We start from the raw sequence: 22,378 nt of genomic DNA, 5'->3' as shown, positions 1-22,378 counted from the left end.
AGCACAATAAAAATAGGTCTATATATTTATAAAATAACAAATATAACTAGTCTTAAAGAACCATATAATTAATTGGTTTAATATAATATTTCTCTATTTTATGTGAAATTGTAACATACATTTGTAAACCTGCATTAGGTTATGGTTATTAATTACTTTCATTTGATATACAACTGTAACAAACATAGAACACCGTAGGTATAAGCAAATTCACTTATGAAGGATTGTAAAGCTAAGCACGACAGCTCCTCTAAAAAGGATTCGTGAGCGGTTCTCCAACCCAAACATTTTCGTGGTCTGTGGTTGATTAAGCGCAATGTAGTTTCCAAGGCTTCATCCGTCATCTGTGCGCAATCTGTCCCCTTGGGAAAACTCTCGCAAGAGGCCATTGGCATTCTCATTCGAGCCGCGTTGCCAGGGAAAATACGGATCTGCGAAATACACCTGTAGCCCATGAGCGACTTCCAGGCTGGCGTAGCAGGCAAATCCTTGCCACGATCTGCAGGAGCGGTTTGAAATGCACCGTCAGGGTACAGCGAAGCTGCTACCAAAAGCAATCTCTATGGACAAACCTATATGGTCAGGCATGGGAATGGCGGTATATAGGCGGGTCCTACGTTCGATGAACGTAGCTAACTAAACTGCCCTTGCTTTTCCCACAGCAGGAGACAATCATATCGGTCTCCCAATGCCAAAGGTTTCGCGGGATCGAACTTCTTTCGGACGCTGAGAGATGGTCATACCCAAAGCGAACTTGACACGTGTCTCGGCAGTCTTCTGCCGTTTACCTTTATGACTAGCACAGTAAGGTATGCCTTTCACCAAACGGCCTGAATACTGCCGACGAATGATCGTTTTGAAGCAGACTACAGACTGTCCTTCTTGACGAAGACATTCTACAATTTGCTCAGGAGGCCACTTAGCCGGGAGTTTTTCTTTGATGAGGGTAGACTGCTGTAGTGACCATTTTCTGGAGGGGATGGAGGTCATACGTCGCTGGACATAGCTCTCCTGAGATCGCTGCGCACGTTAGGAATTCCGCGTTTCGTTTCCAACGGAGTTCTCGACAAATGGTGGCATGATCATACCAGTAACATGGGCGATGGCCTGGCACTTTTCTCCTGTTGGTGGAGGATTTTCAGCTTACTGCGTTCCATTATACTAATATGTGTGTAGTCATGGTGGTTTCACCTTGTGTGAATGTGGTGTAGGAAGCTTCATTCTACACGTTATTTAAGAAACTAAGTTCATTACTAAATTCCAAATAAAGTATTGAATCTTCATAGAATATAAAAAGCCGTTGATTGTTGTTATCAACGGCACTCCAACTATTATTTAGTTACCTTGTATTTAATCAGATTATATCGGTGGTCGCTAATCACGGTGCGATAGACCACATTTTCGGACGAGTCATATGCAAAGTTACTCTTATGCACATCATCTAAAACAAAGTATTTACTAAGTATAATGTCTCCATTATCTTTCATTAAGGTATACCTCTCTCCCCATTTGTCATGAATGGTCCCAAAGCTAGTATACTCAATATAGCTATCGTTTCGATAGGAGCTCATTAAACCATTAAAATTAAGCTCTCCTTCATACGTACGAGAAAACAGCTTTTTGAAGTTATGATCATATAAAGTGATACTGTGTTCAGATTTGTTATCAATTAATAGTTTACTTCCGGTTGAATGCATAGAAATATTCATGTTTCTATCAAGCACGGTGTCCCATTTGAGTTTACCATTAACTCCATAAGCCATTAATTTCTGTCCACCATATGAATTGGATCTTGCATATTCTACAATTAATGTACCGTCACTTAATTGATGATAACCCGCAACGTAGTAACCACCAAACTTTTTGAAGTTAATCGTAAATAACGGCTTTTTTAAAGAGGTTACATCTTTAAAAACCTCGATTTTATTCTCACCTACAAAATGGAGTACATAACCAGAAGTCAGTACTTCAGTTTTATAACCTAACACAGTCTCGCTTGTCGTTATTCCTTTGGAATTTAGTGTGATAAAACGGGATTGATTTTTAAGACTATCCGTTTGTTGTAGAACAATACCGTTTTTATACGGATAGATATTTGAGAAACTTAAATCCTTCTTCTCATATATACGTTTTCCTTTCGCATCCAAACTAAGAATATTAAACGTTTTCCCGTGATTCGTAGAATATTGATAGAATATACTTCCGCTCTCGTTATAGAACCAAGCGTGATTCAAAGGGTAAAAATTCTTCACTTTATTTTTAATGTCGTACGCCCAGGCAATTTTCCCTGTCTTATTATTTATCGTGTATAGGCCAAAGTTATTACCAGACAAAGTGCCCGGGTTTAGCATGACAAGCTGAGCAGCACGGTTAATATTGTCTTGAGGATTGTAACCTAGATCAAAGCTCAGATAATTAAATTCTTTAGGAAGAGTATGTACCCATTCCTGCTGTAGCCCTCCGTGCTCCTCTAAGCTTAATTCGGTGAATTCTGCGTACATCTGATTTGTACTGGCTAAATACAAAGTAAAAACCACGAAAATTGCTATCAACCCTTTAGATATCTTACCTTTCAATACTGGCACAGCCCTTCTCTTATTTATGTTTGCTTCTATGTACACGACGAAATATTAATATGATTAACAGTAAAGTTCCTGAATCGATTTTGTTTTTCTTAAAGTATCTACCTATTCAATTTAAATTGGATGCAAACGATCCCTCTATTATAGATGTCTTTTGCTCTAGGTTTAGTTGGATTTCCTCCCATCTTGATTAATCTATATACCGTAGACAAATCACTGTGACCAAGGATGTAAGTGCAACAAGCGTTAATTTGTGTTTTGCAAGCGTGTTATAGTAAATTTTGCGCAAAGGAGTATGAAGACAAACGAGCAAATAACATCCGTACACTGTATCTAGTCAGACAACTGGTGTTATACATCAATATCAAATGTCATTTCCATCTTCATCAATCTGTTTGCTTCCTCCACCAAACCCCCATCCATTTGACTCAATAAATGCTATAAATTTATCAAGAAATTCATCATTATCAACATCGCCCTGATTGGCAAAAACTGTACCGTTAACTTCTATTCCTTTTTTCATACTCTATCCTCCTTCCCAACGGTTATATTGTCACAACTTTTAAAGTAATATCCACTCGTTCAAAGTTAAGATATTAAAAGGTTCTATCAGTTTTACTCCCTAAAGATAATTCTCAGTAGGTCGTTTCGAATGATCCTGATATCGACAAGGTTGTAAGACTGTGAGCGCATCATAAGTTAAAGATGAGGTTACGGAAACCTCCTTTAAATTTGAAGTAATCGTATGTAAGGTGACCTGCGATCAATAACTATGTTATTTTAAATGTCGATCATAGGCACCTGCAAAAGTAATTCCTACAATTTTAACTAAATCGTAATGCTTGTACTCCTCCTTTGAATCAATCAATCCATTAACCACATTTGTTGCTCTTTGTATAAGTTCTTCCTCACTGAGTTTCTCATTGGAACCAATACGAACATTTTTATTAATATAATCATCTTTCTCATCTTTACAAGTGTAGAGGTTCACCACGACATTATATGCAAATCTCTGATTATTACTAAACTTTTTCACGTCATCTGTCATTGGATAATACTTCATTTTTTCCTCCTTGGAATACATTGTAATGTAGGCTTATTTTTTTATTTTTATAATATAGTTTTTCTAATTCAAGTCTTTTCTTCTAGTTAATCCGTATCATATCCGTATACAATAGCCTCAGATTATTGGGCAACTCAAAATCATGATGGAAATGACCAAAGTACCAATGCTTATAATTGGCTTTTTGCTCTATTCCCTGAAAGTATGGATGCATCTCGTCCAAATCCATGTGAAGGTCACAACAGTTTGCAATGTACTTTAAGGCAGTTGTTGAGCATGTGTGAGTTATAATGTAGTCTACTTTCCAGTCAACTTTATCTAAGTTTCTTAATCCTTCTTCGTATTCCGCTTGCGAAGGCATTTCACGGCTCCACCACGATTTACCCTCTTTTCGATACTCTTTATCATGAGAAGCAGCTCCACCAAACGTAAAAAACGTTTGACCTTCAATATTAAAAACTTGTCCTCGCATCAAGTGGATCACGCTTTTGTTTATCCTATGTACTTCACCCCCATTCCAGCTTTCAACAGGGTACTGCTCTAGCAAATCAAAATTTTCATGATTTCCATCTACAAAAAGAGTGGTGAACGACTTGGTTTTGTCTAGCCACTTAAGCCAGTACCGATCCTCATTACTATCATCCCATAACAATCCAAAGTCTCCAGCAATGATGACATAGTCATCTTTTGTAATGTGTTTCTGTTGTGGGAAGTTCCGGCTATTTAGTCGCTTATTGATGCTAATGGTTCCATGGATATCTCCCGTTATATAGATCATACACTCACTCCGATTAATTCAGATTATTGAGTAGTTCCACCGTCTCATTACATTATAAAGTTAAAATCCCAGAACGTCATTATTTTACAGATTAAAAGGAAATAGCTTTGTGTTTACTCCAGGCATCATAAATAAAATACAAATGCCTATACCAATACATCTCAACTTGTGTACCCAATATATTTCTTTTGAGACCATGACCTGGCAATAATTCGCCCCAAGATAAATGATTGATTCCAACTTTCCTGAGGGTGAGGTTGAAATAGTAACTTTAATTCTTTAAATGCAAAAAAAGCCACTATACTAACGACTTATATGTTAATTATTTTTTGTACTTCTAAAAACTCTTTCAGACAACAGGACAAGAAATAAACTTGATGTCTTAAAAGAAAAAAGCCGCAAATAGCGACTTTTAAGGGTTAATATGATTTTTATAACCCGCCCACAATTTCAGCAAACCATATGTTTTACTGAAATTGTGGGTGAGGTCCTTTTTAATATCGCTATCCATGCCCCTTCTTAAATTAACGCGATTTGAGTGAGGTCAAGTACTACGTCTGTTAGTCGCAAAAGTGTAACCGGTTTACCAACTTCTCCTCCACTCGTGTTTTGCTGACTGTCATTAATCAAAACTGTAAAATCAAAATGAAGCTTTCCTCCTCTTCGTTCTGGATTGCGGACTACAAAAAATTCCTCAACTTGTTTGGATATCTGATCTAAAATATCCGAAGTCACAGGAAAGTTTTTTCTTGGCATAAGGAACATGGGCAGAGATATGGAGAAAATACGATTTTCCAGCTCGTAAGAATAGAAGCATTCTAGTTGTAAATGAAGCTGATTAGAATCCTTTTCACCCTTAAATAAAGAAGTAATGAAGCGTTCGAGCAGCGTTGTTAATGACACTGGTGCTCCACCAATTTCAGTCATAGGAATTGGATAGTCCCTTCTAAGCGAAGGAAGATACGCCCTTTCAAAACGGTGCTCTTCTGTTCGATAAACAAAGGGCAGGGCGAGGGGCTTGTCCTTGATTAATTCCTCGTTTCTAGAAATTAGCACATGTGCACGAGCACTCGATTCGGTAATAATATTTAATCCTTTTAGTGTCACCAACCTCTTTGAGATTTGTAGACCTTGATCAGATTGAAGCCATGAATCATTCGCAAAGCGATTACGGAACCTGAAAATAAAACGGTGGCTTGTTCCACTCTTTAGCGGGATTTTGGAAACAGACTCTGTGTCATAGCCATCAATACTGACGATAGGTACAAAACTAGATGGATTGGGAGAAGTTTCAGTTAAAGCTATTTCTAATAACCCGTTGTTATCGTATTCCTCCAAATAGAAGCGATACTCGTGATTTCCTAAAGTGTCCAGTTTGGGTTCATTCTCAACAATTGCAGATGGAAGACTTGCTTTATAGTCCTGCCATCTTACCCAATTTTCTTTAACATATCCAGCAATACTACGCAGTTTTTCTGCCATATCTTTAACCATTACTTGTTGATCACCAACTAAAGAAGAGAGCTCTTCTACTTGCTTCAACTGCGTTTTAAGTGTGCTGTTGTAATAATCTTGATATTCCAGTAACGCCCCACATAAATGGACTCCTTCCTCATCCGCTTGTGTCTCAAAGGATGGCATCTCTTTAAAAATCACTCTCACATGCACTCGATCTTGAGGCATATGCCGAGTTCTGCTATAAGTTAGAGTGTAATTCCAAAGCAAATGAGAATTTAGTGGAGAGGTAAAAGACGTTTGGTCCACCAGTGGATCCTCCATACCTTGGGTCTTTAAAGCAGGTATTTCTGGGTAACTCCTTAATGGTAAAGGGACATCAAAGGCACCCAGCGATCTTGTAAGTGGAGAATCCTTGCCCTGATCCTTGTCAGGCAGAATGAAATAAAGCCAAGAAGAAGCTTCATAACCCTCAATATCTGGTATTGTGTCGATCTGATGCTCGATATGTGTTGGCCAATACTGGGCATTAACTTTTATAAAAGGCGAAGTTGTGATTGCTGCCGGATCTTCTTTAGTTCCTACAAAAGCCATATTTAGGAAGGAACGCACTTGATGGGCAACCCCATATTGCTTAATGTCGACTTTACTTGGCGGCAAAGTAATACCTGCAGGTAGAGTATTTCCATCCACCAAGAACATACCGTAAAGGCGGCTCGTATCTTCATCATTTGACTTTAAATTACCTCGTGAAATGGTCTGAAACTGAGCGATTGCATCGGTTAAATACGTTTTTTGCAAGGAATGGAGCATTTGCTGCCGATATGTCTCTCGTGCAGATGTTAGTGCATCTAAATCCGATTCTGGTGCCCCTTTATATACATCGATCAATTGATTGGAAAGTGCTTTTGCTATTTCTCTCTTAAACATCAATAATTGTTCCGTATATCTCATGTCAGTAGGCTGACTTTCCAACATTTCGAATGCCGGAATAGCTTCCGAGGAAAGAATCTGTTCAAACGTATTTAAGAAGAATTGAGCGTACGCTTCCATATCTTTCGTGCGAATTCGTCCTAAATCTTGTGCTTCAAGAATTTCTGTACCATCAGCATTAAATTTTTTGCGATAAGGAAGCTCGAGGTCCTCGTTAATTAAAGGGCTAGGAGCATAAATTGTTGGCACTATATTAGTTGCATTTTCTCGTTCAATTAATAACTTTAGTCCAGATACATCCGTGGCGTCTGTCTTAGCCATTCGAACAATCCAGATTGGCACCTCTGTGGAGTGCTCCAACCATTTTTTACGATCTAGGCCGATTGCTGTACGGTAAAAGTACTGCTGATTTTGCTCTAATGCTTTCTCCAAATTGGAAGCAAATCGTAGAAAAGAAGTTTCAAGACGCGCAGACTCATGGTCTTTCTCATCAAGTGCCTTATCTCTGATCGGCAAAATGCGAGTACTACTTCTCCAAACAGACTCCATGGAACGAAAGACTGGTGCGACGAATGACTTCTCCCGTGTAATTTCAAAGAGGACATTCAACTCAAAGATATCCAATGGATTTAATTTATCGGGGTCAATAGGAATATCTAAGGTAAACGGTTTTTTTAGTTTATCCATGTCCTTTTCATTTTCCAGCGTTTGTTTCCCGTCTGCCCAAGCGTATAGTAATTCTGCTGCAAGTTTCAGAAATCCCACTAAAATTGGGATGTCCTTTATGTCAAACGATTCAAGGGGCATTAAACTCGTTTTGACTGTGCAACTCAATTCAGGCATTCTTTTCACGGTGAACATAAGCTGGTTTGCTGCCCGTAGCAATGTTTTTCCTTGTCCTCTGGCCTGATCTGCTTCTTCTTTCTTTGTTGGTTTATTAGCTAAATAGCTCAAATCACAAATAAACCGAACCTGAAGTACCGGTTTTGTACCTGCAAGTAAGATTTCATATTCATTCGTAATCATGGGCCAACGGTTGGGTCCGAGCATTTCATCTGTAAATCCAATGGATATGGGTAAAATATCCATTGTTACATCTTTCTCTTTCTTGCCCTGAAATAATTGATTGCCAAAGATGTCCATCCAACAATGGCGTATTTGAAATATGGAACCGACACCACGGTATTTAGAATCAGAATCAAAAGAATTAGCATCCTGGTTCATTAAATATTTATGAAATGGAATGGCTTTATTATATTTCCATTTCACCTCCTTTACAGGAGTCTCCTCTACCGATGAAACCTCGCCATTAGCATCCACTTGTACTGGTTTAGGCGGCAAAGGCAAAGTCGGAACATACTCCCGAAAGTTTTCATTCTTTACAACGTTATAGCCAAGCAATTGAAACAGTTCTTGGAAATCATCTTTTCCGTCCATTGGAGTTGCATCCTCTGGCGGGGCTAGACGTTCTGCCTTTAATTCAACAGTTCCTTCAGGAAGAACTGGAATCCGATACACAGGACCAGACAGAAGTTTGACTTTATTGAGCACTTCACGTAGCAACTTAAATAACGTCGTTTGGTTGGCTAAAACAAGAGACACCATTGGTACATGATACTTAGCAGCTATTTGCCGCAATGTCTCGCCTCGTTTAACTTGAGCCAGCATATGTGGCATACGGATACACATACCTACCTCTGGCTTAACCCAATTCATATCCGGATTTAATCTTGTTATCTCTTTTGCATCTACGTTATAAAAATTAGCCAGATCAGAGAGCGATATTAATCCAGGTTTAATCATGACAATAGCTTCTTCAACATGTAATTCTTGCTCACCATTCAAAGGAAGATCTGCATTTGCATCAGCAAATTCTGCTGGATCAACGCCATGTTCTTGTATATACTTTTCTAAGTTCTCATTAGGACCATTAACATCGATACTTAATTGTTCTCGTTCCCACTCCGCATAAACCGAGTTCGTAGGACTCGCTGGATCAAGTCCTCCGGTTATCAAACAATTCAGGTATGGTTCTACTTTTTTGTCGGAGAACATGATCATGAGGACAGCCTCTAATTCACCTTTCACATTAAAAACCTCATCCGGTAAACCGCGTTGTTCTTTCTCATCGAAAAAGTACAAACGATATCCTCCTGAACGAGTAATACTTCCCTCCCATAATTTACTGAAGAAAAGATGCGCATCAGGGATCAATCCACTTTCCTGAAGCGCAGAGAATGGTTCTAGGCCAGCAGAAGGGTGAGTTATGGTACTAAGATTCTCCTGCATAATAAACATGTGAGGGTTCTCTCCTACGGTCTGCAGTACATCTTGTGTTTTATTAAAATAAAGTAATCTGACCTGCAATCCAAGACTATTCAAGTTAGTACGTCCTAACTGTAGAAGTCTCTCCAATAGAACGACATCTGCCTCGTTTACACCAATAAGTGAGTATACCTTATTTTGGAATCCAGGCGCAGTTGTACTAGATCTTTTTAGCCTTAGCCTCAACTGAGTTCCAGCTCTCCATACTGAACTACTTTCTCCTACTTCCTCTCCTGCATGCATAATTTGCTGCTCCTGTAACCCTCCCTCTGATTGTAGAGCAGATTTGACAATGAGCTGCGGTTGAAGAGAAACAGAATCGTTTCCCTTATCATCTGAAATCTTTGGTATTGTCATGGACTCGGACAACTTCCAAATCCGAACAGGGCCTTTGAGCCCCATAGCATTGATCTGTGCATCGGTTAATTCTAAAGCGGTCGAATGATTCGGTAAATATCGATAAGGCACAGTTACCGAGGGAATCTCCAATTGAATAACAGACTCTTCAATAAATTTAAGGTCTGCTTTTTCATCTATTTGAAGAACGTCATTTCTTTGTAGATTGATTTTCATAACACTCACGCAAAATCCACTTCCTCTTCAATGATGATCGTGTTCCATCCACCCGATTCGCTTTTGTTATCCAACGAGATAATCCATCCTTCCGGCGATCCCATATCCTCTAGCTCCACCTGTTGTCCAGTGAGCTCAAATAACCCATAGCTCGATTGATTCTCTAAGTGTTTAAGAACGCGTAAACCCTCACCAGCACTCAGCCTCATTCCATGTAAGAAACTGCGTGATACCATGCCAGATAATTGGAGAAGAGCTTGGTGTTTTCTGATATGTTTAAACATTTCAAAAAACTCTAACTTCTTTAATGGTCCAATTTCTAAAGCGGAGACATTGAAAAGTTTATCAGCTTGTTGTATAGAGGTTTGTCTTGCCAGTTGCATGTATGACAAATTGAATTGTTGAGATAACATTTGTAATGTGTCCTGATCCTTCACACTATATAAGAATGGTGGGATCATAATCTCAATGGATTCCTGTAGCATGATCTGCGGATAGTTAGCCACAATTTCACTCATGGAGGTTAGACCCGCTTTTCTCAAAACATCTTTTGGGCTATCCTCCAATTCAATATTAAGAGGTGATTTCGTAGAATCAGCATTCTCTATAGTCCCTGCCTTAAATAGTCCAACTTTAGACATGTTTTCTTTTATCTCCAACACTTTTAGTACAAAGGTAAGCACATCATTAAAGTTGAAACGGTTAACGATATTCTCCCATTTTTCATCCGGCGGAAGAGAGTATTTTACTCCTTCTAAACTGAGTTCTAGGCCAACCCGTAAAGGGATAGTCTTATTCTGCTCAAACAAATATTCTATGATATTCGCCAATTTGTCTTCAGTTGGTCCCAGCCCAGAAGAGATAGCCTTTGTCCCTGTTTCAATAAAAAAAGCTATTTCTGTCATTTTAGTGTTATCCACTACAGGATACTGATAATGATCTAGTGCATCTAATGAAGCCTGGATCATCTGTCGAGCAATGGTTACAAAATAATCATTAAGGACGAAATCAGCAACAGACTGCTCATTCATGTCTATCGGTGCAGAATGAGTCTGATTGTCACGGTGGGCAGAGATCTCTGTTTCTACAGTTGAATCCTTAAAGTGACTGGCTAGTTCCCGTAAATATTGTGGAGAAGCTTTAGCTACTTCGTCCATTCGGTATTTCAATTTGTTCTCCTTTACATCACCGATCCTTTCTTCGAAAGAAATCTCCAATCCGGGCAGAATCGGAAAAAACGCTGTTTCAATGCAGGTTTCTTCTGTAGTTGGTTCCGAACCAGGAGGCGTGCATTGATCTTTACTTGGGCGAACGGTTATGGTCCAATGAGACATTAGAAATTTGTGTAGTTGTTCTAAGGGAATGACTAATGTATTGTTATCGGACATCTTTTTCAATCGACGAAGTACATCGCGGTTAACTATGAAGCTTTCTTCTTCAGAAAATGAACTTACGGATATGCCTTTTGTTGAACCCGTCGATGCTGCGAGTAACCATTGTATGGTGCGACAACTTAATTGTTCAAAGTGTGTCATTGGCTTTTCTGTTTCTTCGATTACCGTGACAGCTGCAACGGACTCCACTGAGAATTGCAAGACGACAGCGTTTGCTAACCCTGATGGCGAGTTTTGATTAGGAGAAAGTGTAAGCACAGGAGTCATGTACAATGTTAACGGGCTAGGTGCATCTGTAACCAGGTTGTCCCAGAAAAACATGATCGGTTCTATACTCTGTTCCCCTTCTTCCAACACCTCGCGTTGTACTTGAATATCCCAAGGAGCTTTCTTTTTCATCTCAATGGTGAATTGCTCTTTGATACTGGACGAGTAAGAGACATTCATACTGATTCGGAATGGCTTTCGGCCGATTTTAATTTTCATATTTATATCTACTTCTGCAACAAGTGCTATCTCAAGATTGCGGTATGCCTCATACGTGAGCATCGTGGCAACAGTAACGATTACATCCACCGAGGCTTTAACAAGAGATAAGTCTACATCCCCATAGAGCCTTCCTTGTATGCCTGCTATACCTTGCAACCAATAGTAATAATCTTCTTTCCCTCCACTTTCTGCATGCCAATGAGCAAGTACTCCTTCAAGAATGCCTATCACAGTTACACTGAATCCAGCAGTCAACGGACCTTTTCTAATCTCCTTGCCAAGTCCCATTCGCATCCCGAAGCCGAACTCCATAACAGTACTGAAGTGTCCATTTTGTATTTCTGGTAAGCGGGTGGACGTATGTTCAGACAACTTGTTAATGTAAAACCCAGCCGATCCAATGAAGGGGATTCCGGGAGGAACAATCGTCTGGATAGTACAGGATCTAGAGAAGTCCATATTTCTAGGAAACCCAATATCAATTCGAAAATCCCCGTTTGTATAGATTCCAATTCCGAAGGATGGGAGTGTAAGGGAGTATGCTCCAAACTCAAGATATCGAAGTATATCTGGAAGCGTAATTTCTGCTTGGTATAAACCGATTTCTTTGGTCACTTTTTGATAAAGGATTTCAAAATCTAATCCTTTAAAGTACTGATTTGAGTTTTTAGCAACTTGAACTTTTAAACCATATAATTTAGGGTCACTGAATACAAAACTCAGATTAATGGATCCTAAAAGACTTAATTGGGATGCCACAATCCAGCCAGTTCCTGCATCATATTGGACTGTTTGCATGTCTGAACTTTTCATGAGATCCACAGCTTGAGTTATTGATTCGATTCGTCCTACTTGTCCCTGGGGAAGCACATGCTGTCCAAGCCCCAAATATTCAAGGTTCAGTACTCCTTGTTTTAAGTTAGGAACAGGGGTAGTGGAAGGGTCCGCTGGATACCATGTCATATCTTTTCCATCGAATAATTGAACTGTAAATTCCAGCCTCTTATTTCCTTCTAATCTCGGATCGAAACGGAAAAACAGCCCTTTTATTTCGGAAAGAAATTTCAGCGTATTTTGTACAGGAATAGAGAGCGCAACTCCTCTATTTTCGCTATTTAGACTGAACTCTAAATTTAAATTTGGAAGTTTCCAATCATTCATCATATCCCATGGACTGGACAAGCCAAGGCGGGTACCTTTTACCCAGTAAATCCCTTCCTCTACTAGATCCCCAAGTGTGAAACCTTCATGAAGCGGAAAGATGATTTTTTCCATACCCGGCTGATAATCCACAGATATTCCGTTCCATGTAGCAGTTAATTTTTCTCCATCATGACGAACTCCAATAGCGAATCCATTGAAATCGGCCACACCACACAAGCTTCCCGTAAATTGTTCCTTACTCAAGTCGTAATGCATGTTCAACTCAGCTTGTACAGTTAACTCCCAGAGATTCCATTGAGCTGAGGCTGTTAGATTCCATGAATCATTTGACCAACAAATGTTGGCAGGGCTCATTTGAATTTGATTGACTGGAGATATTTCTTCCCAATCATCTATTGATCCACATAATTCCCATGTCCCATCCTCAAATGTGTATTGGATATCTATTCTCATATTATTATCTACTGTTATGGTACCAGCCAAACTCAGTTGAAGATGTCCCTGTTCACTACCCAGCTTTAATGAAGTGAATTGGACAATTAAGCCTCCAACGCTGATTTCCGAAGATATGTGTGCACTGCCCTTCATGATAGGGGTTGGATTTCCTAGCTGCACATCTAATTCAAATCCAGATATTATAACCGGTTCCAAAATCGGGCTAGAAATACTTGGCATGATGGTCGCAAACAACTCATTAACGGGACAAGATTTTTGGTCTGACTGTCTAATTTTCCAAAGACCTTGTTCATCTTCATAACGCCACGTCATCTCAAGAGATGCACCTGAGACGGTAGACAACGTAGTGTTGAATTGGAGATTTCGCTCTATTCCTGCATCCCGTCGATGAACGCTTAGATTCAAGTTTCCGTTTGCCACGTTCACTCTGTCCGCAAGGATAAAGCTTCCTGTATTTAACTTAACTGATACACTAAGCACTTGTTTTTGTTGTTCATCAAATTCAAGTGTCACCTCAGCATCTCCTGTGGTAAAAGGAAGCTTATGAGCGAATCTACCTGCACCATATACCGGTTCCAAATTACGCAAAGCAGAAATAGGAAAGGACTGAATTGACTGAAATATTCGTTTGTTTCCTGCTTCAAGACTAGGGACTTGCAGCATCACCCAAGTAGAGCCGACTAATATCTGAAAAGAAATAGATCCTTGCGGCGTTGGATCTCCACTTTGGCTTCCTGTGATATGAATAAGTCCGTTTTTGAATAGAAGCCACGATATCCCACCTATTCTAAACGTCATTTCTTCTGCAGTATTCAAGTTGAAAATAATTGAGAGTTGTTCGTTTTGGGTTTCTTCTATTGAAACGGAAAATGTACTATCCACATCTCCAAACGCCTTGATGCTACCCTTTGCAGTAAGAATACTTGGGTTTATCTCCACTACTGTATTAAACGTAGTCCATTGTATATACGGTGAATACGGACGTAGCAAGGAGGCGATTTCAGGTACATTAAATAATTCCTTTTCGATATCCACCGTTTCTCCATCAAAAGATTTCCACTGCTCCACTAATTGTGTAAAATGACTCATGTGATCCCCTTTCTTCGATGTTATTGGTATTTCGCAAACCATCCAATGGGTTGGTTTTGCTCTCCACTGCCAAACCATTTAAGAGCCATGCTGCCTCTTGGTGGTAAGCGAAGGCCCAAAAACCGTATATACGCATCACTGAGTGTGAGTTCAAAACGTTTGTGTTCGTGTATATAATTCAAGACAAGATCCTCAAACTGGAGAGATAGTACATTTTGTATTTGAAACTGTCGTTTGCTCCCGCCAAGCTTTAAACCTACGGTTGTCTCATACCGATCTGGTTGATTATCTTTACCTGCTCCCCAGGCAAGCAACAACTCTGCTTCCAACAGTTTATTGTCACTTAATTTACCTGCCGTTCCTGCCTGAAGCCTGAACTTCAGGCCATTCCATAAACGCTCATCAAGCCCAACATCAAAGAAATCTGATGTCGTCGTCACTCGGATGAATCCCAAATCTGAGATAGAGCCTTGTTTGTTAGGCAAGAATCCAATAAGCTCCATGGACAAACTGTCAAACAAACTGCGATCTTCATGGGATTCCACTGGAGCCGTTGGCTTAAAGGAAGCTTGTTCGAGATTTACGTTCCAGGCTTGATCTCGTTTCTGGATAATCAATTGAGAGAACTGAAGCCCATCTTTACCAAAGGTCCACAGATCAAAAGGGCTTCCTCCACGCAATTTAATTTGGTTAAACCCTATATTTCCAGACACACTTAAGCGGGCCTCTTGATCAACTGATTCATATGTGACCTTTTCTACGGTCACATTTTTAAGCACACTTCCTTTTTCCCGCATATAAAAAGTTACTGGACCGGTTGATTCCAATACACAGATTGGATGTTCTCCCTTACCCTTTACGCGTTGCTGATATCCCTCTAGAAGTATGGCATGCGCTCGCCCTGATGATGGCATATCTCTTTCACCAGTACCAAGGACATTTTGTGAAAACCAATTTTTCATCGTCAATTGCCCTTTACACGAAAAATCCTTTATTTTGCTTTCCCTAATAACCAATCGTAAATGAAGCAGTCTAAAATCACATTCTTCATCCACTTGCACTGGAGTTTGAGGAGTACTTGGATTATATTTGTCGTCCTGATATCGAATTAAACCAAAAATGCGGCTTTCTAGAGCAGGTATAAGTCCCTCTGATACCATGGTTTCGAATCCAATATGATGTCCGTAAACTTTGATCTGAGGATCTGGAGTGTTATTATTCGAAACAATCAAATTTTTTAGATTTGATATCTCATCCGGAAAAGCTTTTATAGTTGGACGCAGAATAATCACACCTGTCCAATTCGGATCGTGAACGATTTGATTAAAATGCGAAAGTGTAGAATCCACAGCCTCTTCTGCAGCAGCATCAATAAAATACTCATTTAACCATTGGGACAATGCTGGAATATCACCCGATTCTGTAACGTCGACCCCTTCGTACGTAGATTGAATAAAATGTTCGGGTTGGGTCCATGTTTTTGGTTGTTTGACCAACTCGGAGAGCGTTTGTCCAGGACCAACGCGTGATTTCATAATCAGTACGTTTTGGTACCCCACGTCATCCAGCATGCTATTGTCCACGTTAATATCAAACTTCCAGTCATCAATATCGATTATATTGTTGAATACGGGGCCTTCTCCAGCCTGATCCTTTGGTTTGCCGAGGTGAACATCGGTCGTGGCAACCAGGAACAATTGATTGGTCTGCAACGCTTGCTGAAGATGTTCATCAGGGCGTTCAAAACAAAACTCCGTGTCTTTAGATTTAGTCAACAAAACTTTTTCAAACCGGCTACCGTTCAACCGTATGAGTAAGCCGTTTGGAGTTGTTGCCTGATATTCCTCCGGAGGAGGATTTTCAGCATCATTTCGAATTAACAATGTCGACAAAAAGTATCGCCTTGCTGGTGAGAGAATATGTTGTTCAAATCGAAGTAGCTCTTCTTTACTGTTTTCGTGTTCAAAACTCATACCGGAATAGGGAACCAATGGAAATGCATGATCAGTATGATTACCTATAAGTACAGGGGCGGGCTTGTAGTTTAACAAATTCACCCCTTGGTTCTCAGTGGATGAATTCCCATACAATACAGATCCTGTTGGTTGAGAAACGTATTGATTTGAAGTATCGATTTCACCTTCCACAGGTGCTATGCTGAGCCAGGATGTGGTGAAATCCGCTACTAACAGATTCTCCTGTTTAAGAGTGGAGTCATCGTGACTATCTGTTTCAGTTGGATCATAATGAAAAGCGTATGCAGGCATAAAGGGCTTAAAGCGCAAACTTCCCCCCTGTGGAACGATAAGGTACTCTAATCCGGATAATCCACAGACCAGCTCTACTGGAGTATCAGAGGAAGAATTGTTCTTTAAGGAAAGCTGAAAGTCACCAGCCGGACTTAAAAAAGGTTCTTTATCTGGTCCACTGTGAAACACAAATCTAGGCTGATGTTCCGCAAACATGGTATCCGAATCGATGGGCTCTAACCATATGGGTTCGCCGTTCGTAGTAACTAGATAGCTCTTAAGCTGCTGTGTAAACCCTTTTGCATTCATTTTTGACACAGCAAAGAAAGTTTTAATCTTTGGTTTAACAAAACCTCTATCATCTGTAGGTGAAAGTGCCGAAATCGGATCGATACATGCATGCATAAGTACGTCTGTATTTTGGTCATAGGCCACAAGTGGATAATGAACAAATTGATGACAAGTGTCCGAAGAAACATTTGGGGAAACAAATCGGAATCCAACCCCGAGATCTAAGATCAGAGACTCTGCTCTAATGGAAAGATTATCAATTAAGACACAACCTGACCACTCCCCTACCAATGGAATCCTGATTTGCTGAATAGTCGAAGATTGCAAAGATGATTCTCCCGTAAAGGATATTGGCCCAGAGTGAAAAACCAGCTCTGCTTGCTCAGGCTCTTCTGCATGATCCAGTCGTATTTCTACCCCTGCTGAGACAGAAAGATTCCACTCGTACCCGATCGGAACAACAGCGTTCCTTTGAATGTCTCCGGTACGTTGGTTCGCTACAAACCAAGTCACTGTTTCTGTAGAAAGTTTTTCAAGATCACTTATCCATACATAACCTTGATCCATGTTAAGCTGGTTTTTAAGAAAAGTAAGCACTTCCACTGATTTAGCGTCGAGTTGTTCGAAACTATCGGTAACAAAGATCATGTACCCTTGGTGGCTAAAACAAGCTTCGGGGAAGGTTAGTGAAGGAGGTGCTTCTTTTTCCGTTTCTGTCCATTCCATTAAATATCCCACGGATTTACTCTCTGATCCGTAAATAAGGACCCCGCTCTTCTCACTAACTTTGTTTAATGCCCCCATCACTCGTCACCACCATACATCGTGATCTGAAAGGTTTGTTTCACTTCCTGGATATCATTGGCCAAAGTTATAGAATTGTCTGTCGTTCCAGCAAACAAAAGGCCAACTGCCTGGTTATGCTCGTTCACGATAATGGCGCCTGAATCCCCATTTCGGGAAAAAATCTCATTATGATCTTTGTCTGCTGTGATTCGAATAGAGTTTTTAAACGTAACATCTCCGATACCATGACCATAGGGAATAACGCTCATGTTCTCTAGCCCGCCTTCCACTTTTCCATATGTCAACCCTGTAACCATGCCCACTTTACGAACGCGTGATCCAATTTCTGGTGAAGCGAAACCCGTTATTTTCCCAATTCCAGGAATGTTTGAGGTAACATTTCGATCCTTTATTTCTGCTATTGCAGCGTCTACTACTCGTTCAGTCTTACCAAACTTTCCGTAAAGAGTCCCACTAAGAAGATTGCCAGCCATATTTGTAGGACACCCAGCAATATCTACGGGCTGTGCGACAGCATCTTCAATTTTCCAATCCGTATCAACACAAAGAACATGGAAATTGCTTAATGCGCAAAGCTTACCTTCCTGCGTTTGAACAATGGCTCCTAACGTACCTCTAATCGAATTCCCATTTACCTTTCGACAAGGCCCAATTTGTATCCCACCACATAAGGGATCAAACCGCTGACCCATCTCCGATATTCTTGTCTGTTCCTCTGACATTTCTAAAACACGAAGCTCGAATGTTTCGATTTTCTCTATTACATCAGTAGGAATACCAGATACAGAACTGGGTATTTCATCTTTAGGCGATACGTTCTCTTTCTTATCCACATACACGCGAATTGCTATCCGATCGGTTAACTTCCCACCTACATACTTTAATCCGATATCAATATTGTTCACATTTAACTTTTTGCTCCATTCTTTTTCGATCTCTCTTTTGATTTGAACAATCTCATTCAAATTGTATGCCATTAATTAATCTCCTTTGTCCGTACATAAGCTGAAAATTTTTCCTGTTATACAAATCATAGTGATTGTTTGTATAGTTGATTTAATGTTCATGCTTGACCATTCTTATTTACGGTTTCCCAAGTTTTTGTCAAACCTTGAACTATACGATCAATTACGTTTTGGCTTGAGAAATATCCATTATGACTAAGCGGATTCCAGCGACTTTTCAAACCGCCTACGTTCATCTGTATGTCTTCACTAACTACTTTTTCATAGGCTGGATGGACGGGTCTGAGGGGATAACCCAGGATGTCATCATTGTCAAAAAAATTCACCCATTCTCCCGCAAAATCAGGTTGAGAACTCGCAAATGTAGGACTAGGAACTTGAATAGGTTTATCAAAATCTTTATAACGTAAGCTCCATAAAGGCAGTGTTGTTCCACAGGAATAAAATAAGCTTAAGGTGTCTCCACGTTCAAGCGCTGAATCAGCATTGATTATTTTTGGCTTCCACTGTGCTGAATTCTGTCTGTCGTAGAAGTAATTACTTGCGATTACGGTACCTAGGCTGTGAGATATTACACAAAGAGGAGCATCATAACCTGCCTCCTCAGATAACTCATGAAGAGCCGTACTGATCGTGTCATGCACCGCCATGTAATTATGATCATTAACCTCCAGGGGTTGGTAGGCCACGGCATCGGCCAGATAGTGAAACATAAAATGTCTTAGCTTTTCAAAATGTAAGTCGTGACCATGGAATAACTTACACTTTAATTCTTCTTCTCTCCCCTCAAATATTTGAGCCCAATAAACGGGTTTTATGACGAGTGGCTCTTGAGTGAACTCCAGAGTATTATTTTGTTTAAACGATTCTCTTAATGAATGGATAAAAGGCTCTGCAAAGTTTTCCTTTTGCATGCCCAGTCCATGAATAATTAATACAGCTACAGGCTTTGTCATTTTCCCCTCCAAATTAGAAATTATTTGATATTAATATCCGATTAATTTCCTGATTCTATACACTGCTTGCAAGCAATGGTTTTTAAGGAGAAGGTGGGAAGGTGCCGCAACAAATGAATGAGCATTAGACACACTTCTTATTTGAAAAGCTGTAGTTATTCGATAATATGGGGTAGCAAAGGATATGTATTAGAGGTATTGATTTTATTAACAAGTACTGAATTTGAAAGAATAAATGATTGTAAATCCAAGCTTCTGGTTGAGTTTTATTACTACGAATTGAAGAATATGTCTCAGTAGGTTCTGATCCAGTTTCTACATAATGAATAAATAAAATCACATTATTTGATAAGAAGAATAATGTTGAATAAAAATGTGATCAGAAATGAAACAATAATGTTGTAGAACTTGATTTGGGCAAAGCTTGTATGTGTAGTACTCAGCTTAGATATTTTTATATGAGCTGTGCAAATGGTATTTTATCTTTTAAGAAGGAGGGTAAAAATGGAGAAAGTTATCGAGTGTGGCGTTATCATTAAAGGTGAATTCCATAGAATATCAATCCATCACCTACCAACGGATATTATTGATCAAGATTATCCATGGGTTGGGCATGAAAGAAGATCTACTAAAGTGTCTTTCAGTAATTATGAAGAGGGACAACTAATTTCCTTTACGAAAGAATGGAAAATTGGTGAAATCAATAAAATTGGAGTCTTGCCTTGTGAATGTATAGCCAGTTCTATAAATGCTGATCATCAACTTACAATAGAACCGTCATAAAGTCTTCATAATGGTTTATAAAAAAAGTGACACGCCTTTTTATTAAAGGCGTGTCACTTTTCAGTTTGAGATAATATTTTAGCAAAACAATCTTTATTGTTTTCTAAGTTTTTCTTCTAATAAATTTCTCACAATATGATCGATGTAGTGTAATATTTCACTCAATATCGCCACGCTTTACAGTAACTCCGTCATCAAAGATGATTTGGTCCATCTGAAAATCAACTGTGATCTTTTCGAGTGGTGTATCCCGTAGCTCGCTATCCTCATCCATAAATTGATTCACTTCAAAGCTACCATCATAAGAAGCGGATGAACCAGCTTTAATTGCTTTATCGTATTTTACGTTAAGTGATTTGATCTCATTTCCAAACATGTCTTGAAAAGTGATGACGCCTTGAAATCCTTTGGCTGTTTTGTCAGAAATATTATTCAAATCAAGTGTCATGTTAATGATATCTCTGAAAATCCATTTATCCGTGTCTGCGTATGTCACACTTTTCTTAATTAAGCCAACTTTTATGGACTCATTCAAAAGTTTAAGCTGAACTTGTTTTTCTTTTTCCGTTTCTTCTTGTTTACGTTTAATCTCTTCTTGTCTCTTTTTTTCTTCTTCCTCTATTTTTAGCTGTCTCTCTTTTTCACCAGTTATGATTTGACTAACTGTTTTAGTAGAAAGATCTGCACTTTCACTATTTGCGTTCTCAATTGCTTTGCTATAATAATCTTTTTCCTCTTGTGTAAGTTGAGTGCTATTCTTCACATCTTGTGAGACGGTCTCGGAATAAAGTTCTTCCGTTATTGGCTTACCACAGGCAGATAATACAACGACCATCAAACTAATTATAATAGATAATGCTATATTTCTTCTCTTTAATTCCTTCACTTCTACACAACCCTTCAAAAGTTTCAAAAACTGATAAAGATACTTAAGCCAGATAAAATTATCCGCTTGAATGTATCTGATCCATTATTGAGATAGTTGACTACTTATCTTTCACAACCAATACCGTCTCCATCACGATCAAGTTTACGACTGTACCCAGGCTCCCCTTCATAAATCGGGTCAGCTCCTGCGGCTCTGACAGCATCACAGTTTTTATAGTAAACATTCGTTACAATTGGTTCATTTTTAACTTCGTTGTTCTTTTCAACACTTGGTGTTTGCGTGACAACAACCGGCTCTTCAATCGCAGGCTTAGGTTCAACAAAGCCACTGTCTTGGACATAGTTTTCTATACTCCATATCCCCTTCGCTTGTACACGTGCTTGTTTCTGGATTTCTTCAAATTGATCTACATATTTCGTATTCGGTGGATCTATGTAAGCAACACGAGCTAACCCATATTCGAGTAGTTGCTCATTTAGCATTTTATTATCTATCCATACATATGCTAACAATCTCCCGTATTTATCGCGTTCCGAAACATCTAATTCAAGTTCCATATTACCTTTGGCAACCTGCTTCTTTACAAAGTTGGATGCGTCTTTAGCAAAAGGCTGCTCTTCCTTCTCTGGATGAACGGATTCCGGTGTATCAATAAGCAGTAAACGAACTTTTTCTTCTTTGCCTTCTACCGTAACTTTTAACGTGTCGCCGTCCGTTACTTCAACTAAATTAGCAGGAAGCCTATTATGATTATTTTGGGTACCTTGAGTTTGTTTTCCTTTGGAATCTGAGCTCTGGGATGTCTCTAAAACTTTGCTTTTTGTCTCAGTATTAGATGAGCTGTCCTCTTTAGTATCAACCACAGCGATCGGCTCTGTCTTGTTTGCTGTTTCGGAAGAAAAAGATCCTAAAAAGAGGATTAGAAACACTCCTGCAAACGCTCCTAAGACATAAGTCAGTGTTTGCTTAGTTCCCTTGGCTTGACTCTTTTTAAATTGCTTATATGCCCAGTATCCTAGAGCACCAGCGACAAGAAGATAGAAAAACTTAGTGATTACAGCAATTATGAATGCTATAACAATAATGTATAAAATTATTCTTCCCATTTCATCCTCCTTAGTAAATTTGTACCGTAAA

The 22,378-nt window shown here is 39.4% G+C and carries 12 protein-coding genes and 1 pseudogene; 1 reads left to right on the top strand and 12 read right to left on the bottom strand.

Annotation, left to right across the window (positions count from 1 at the left end):
• Nucleotides 1–233 precede the first annotated feature (233 nt).
• The 10 genes and pseudogenes from F0220_RS33510 to F0220_RS31400 all read right to left on the bottom strand — a co-directional run.
• Nucleotides 234–1,157, bottom strand: a pseudogene (locus F0220_RS33510) (IS30 family transposase); the annotation flags it as partial.
• 174 nt (nucleotides 1,158–1,331) lie between these two features.
• Nucleotides 1,332–2,585, bottom strand: coding sequence for a hypothetical protein (locus F0220_RS31435; protein ID WP_149847094.1), 1,254 nt, complete (start codon nucleotides 2,583–2,585; stop codon nucleotides 1,332–1,334).
• A 361-nt stretch (nucleotides 2,586–2,946) separates the two neighbouring features.
• Nucleotides 2,947–3,105, bottom strand: a complete 159-nt coding sequence (locus tag F0220_RS32725; RefSeq protein WP_176872951.1) for a YggL 50S ribosome-binding family protein — start codon at nucleotides 3,103–3,105, stop codon at nucleotides 2,947–2,949.
• A gap of 252 nt (nucleotides 3,106–3,357) precedes the next feature.
• Nucleotides 3,358–3,645, bottom strand: coding sequence for a hypothetical protein (locus F0220_RS31430; protein ID WP_149847093.1), 288 nt, complete (start codon nucleotides 3,643–3,645; stop codon nucleotides 3,358–3,360).
• A gap of 82 nt (nucleotides 3,646–3,727) precedes the next feature.
• A complete protein-coding gene (locus tag F0220_RS31425; protein WP_149847092.1) occupies nucleotides 3,728–4,423 on the bottom strand; it encodes a metallophosphoesterase family protein in 696 nt (231 codons plus the stop codon).
• Between the two features lie 519 nt (nucleotides 4,424–4,942).
• Nucleotides 4,943–9,718: a LysM peptidoglycan-binding domain-containing protein gene (locus F0220_RS31420; protein WP_149847091.1), complete on the bottom strand. Its 4,776-nt coding sequence runs from the start codon at nucleotides 9,716–9,718 to the stop codon at nucleotides 4,943–4,945.
• Nucleotides 9,715–14,301, bottom strand: a complete 4,587-nt coding sequence (locus tag F0220_RS31415) for a hypothetical protein (RefSeq protein ID WP_149847090.1) — start codon at nucleotides 14,299–14,301, stop codon at nucleotides 9,715–9,717. The genes F0220_RS31420 and F0220_RS31415 overlap by 4 nt, the downstream gene beginning before the upstream one ends.
• A 20-nt stretch (nucleotides 14,302–14,321) precedes the next feature.
• Nucleotides 14,322–17,645 carry a hypothetical protein gene (locus tag F0220_RS31410; RefSeq protein ID WP_149847089.1) on the bottom strand — a complete coding sequence of 1,108 codons (3,324 nt, stop codon included), beginning with the start codon at nucleotides 17,643–17,645 and terminating at the stop codon, nucleotides 14,322–14,324.
• Nucleotides 17,645–18,625, bottom strand: a complete 981-nt coding sequence (locus F0220_RS31405; RefSeq protein WP_149847088.1) for a chymotrypsin family serine protease — start codon at nucleotides 18,623–18,625, stop codon at nucleotides 17,645–17,647. Before F0220_RS31405 ends, F0220_RS31410 begins: the two co-directional genes overlap by 1 nt.
• An 86-nt stretch (nucleotides 18,626–18,711) precedes the next feature.
• Nucleotides 18,712–19,569: a chemotaxis protein gene (locus F0220_RS31400; RefSeq protein ID WP_149847087.1), complete on the bottom strand. Its 858-nt coding sequence runs from the start codon at nucleotides 19,567–19,569 to the stop codon at nucleotides 18,712–18,714.
• Between the two features lie 504 nt (nucleotides 19,570–20,073).
• Between F0220_RS31400 and F0220_RS31395 the strand changes: the two genes are divergently transcribed.
• Nucleotides 20,074–20,352 (top strand): hypothetical protein, encoded by a 279-nt coding sequence (locus F0220_RS31395; RefSeq protein WP_149847086.1) that lies wholly within the window; start codon nucleotides 20,074–20,076, stop codon nucleotides 20,350–20,352.
• Between the two features lie 157 nt (nucleotides 20,353–20,509).
• Here the strand turns inward: F0220_RS31395 and F0220_RS31390 are convergent, their stop codons facing one another.
• Both F0220_RS31390 and F0220_RS31385 read right to left on the bottom strand, forming a co-directional pair.
• A complete protein-coding gene (locus F0220_RS31390) occupies nucleotides 20,510–21,238 on the bottom strand; it encodes a hypothetical protein (RefSeq protein WP_149847085.1) in 729 nt (242 codons plus the stop codon).
• Nucleotides 21,239–21,342: 104 nt separating this feature from the next.
• Nucleotides 21,343–22,347, bottom strand: a complete 1,005-nt coding sequence (locus tag F0220_RS31385; protein ID WP_149847084.1) for a thermonuclease family protein — start codon at nucleotides 22,345–22,347, stop codon at nucleotides 21,343–21,345.
• Between the last annotated feature and the right edge of the window lie 31 nt (nucleotides 22,348–22,378).

It is taken from the genome of Paenibacillus sp. 37, assembly GCF_008386395.1.
Taxonomy (GTDB): domain Bacteria; phylum Bacillota; class Bacilli; order Paenibacillales; family Paenibacillaceae; genus Paenibacillus; species Paenibacillus amylolyticus_B.
This window is presented reverse-complemented; position numbering and strand designations above follow the sequence as displayed.

Coding starts and splice junctions, on each gene's coding strand:
- F0220_RS32725 (WP_176872951.1), bottom strand. CDS start 3,105: ATGAAAAAAGGAATAGAAGTTAACGGTACAGTTTTTGCCAATCAGGGC.
- F0220_RS31430 (WP_149847093.1), bottom strand. CDS start 3,645: ATGAAGTATTATCCAATGACAGATGACGTGAAAAAGTTTAGTAATAAT.
- F0220_RS31425 (WP_149847092.1), bottom strand. CDS start 4,423: ATGATCTATATAACGGGAGATATCCATGGAACCATTAGCATCAATAAG.
- F0220_RS31415 (WP_149847090.1), bottom strand. CDS start 14,301: ATGAGTCATTTTACACAATTAGTGGAGCAGTGGAAATCTTTTGATGGA.
- F0220_RS31410 (WP_149847089.1), bottom strand. CDS start 17,645: ATGGGGGCATTAAACAAAGTTAGTGAGAAGAGCGGGGTCCTTATTTAC.
- F0220_RS31405 (WP_149847088.1), bottom strand. CDS start 18,625: ATGGCATACAATTTGAATGAGATTGTTCAAATCAAAAGAGAGATCGAA.
- F0220_RS31400 (WP_149847087.1), bottom strand. CDS start 19,569: ATGACAAAGCCTGTAGCTGTATTAATTATTCATGGACTGGGCATGCAA.
- F0220_RS31395 (WP_149847086.1), top strand. CDS start 20,074: ATGGAGAAAGTTATCGAGTGTGGCGTTATCATTAAAGGTGAATTCCAT.
- F0220_RS31385 (WP_149847084.1), bottom strand. CDS start 22,347: ATGGGAAGAATAATTTTATACATTATTGTTATAGCATTCATAATTGCT.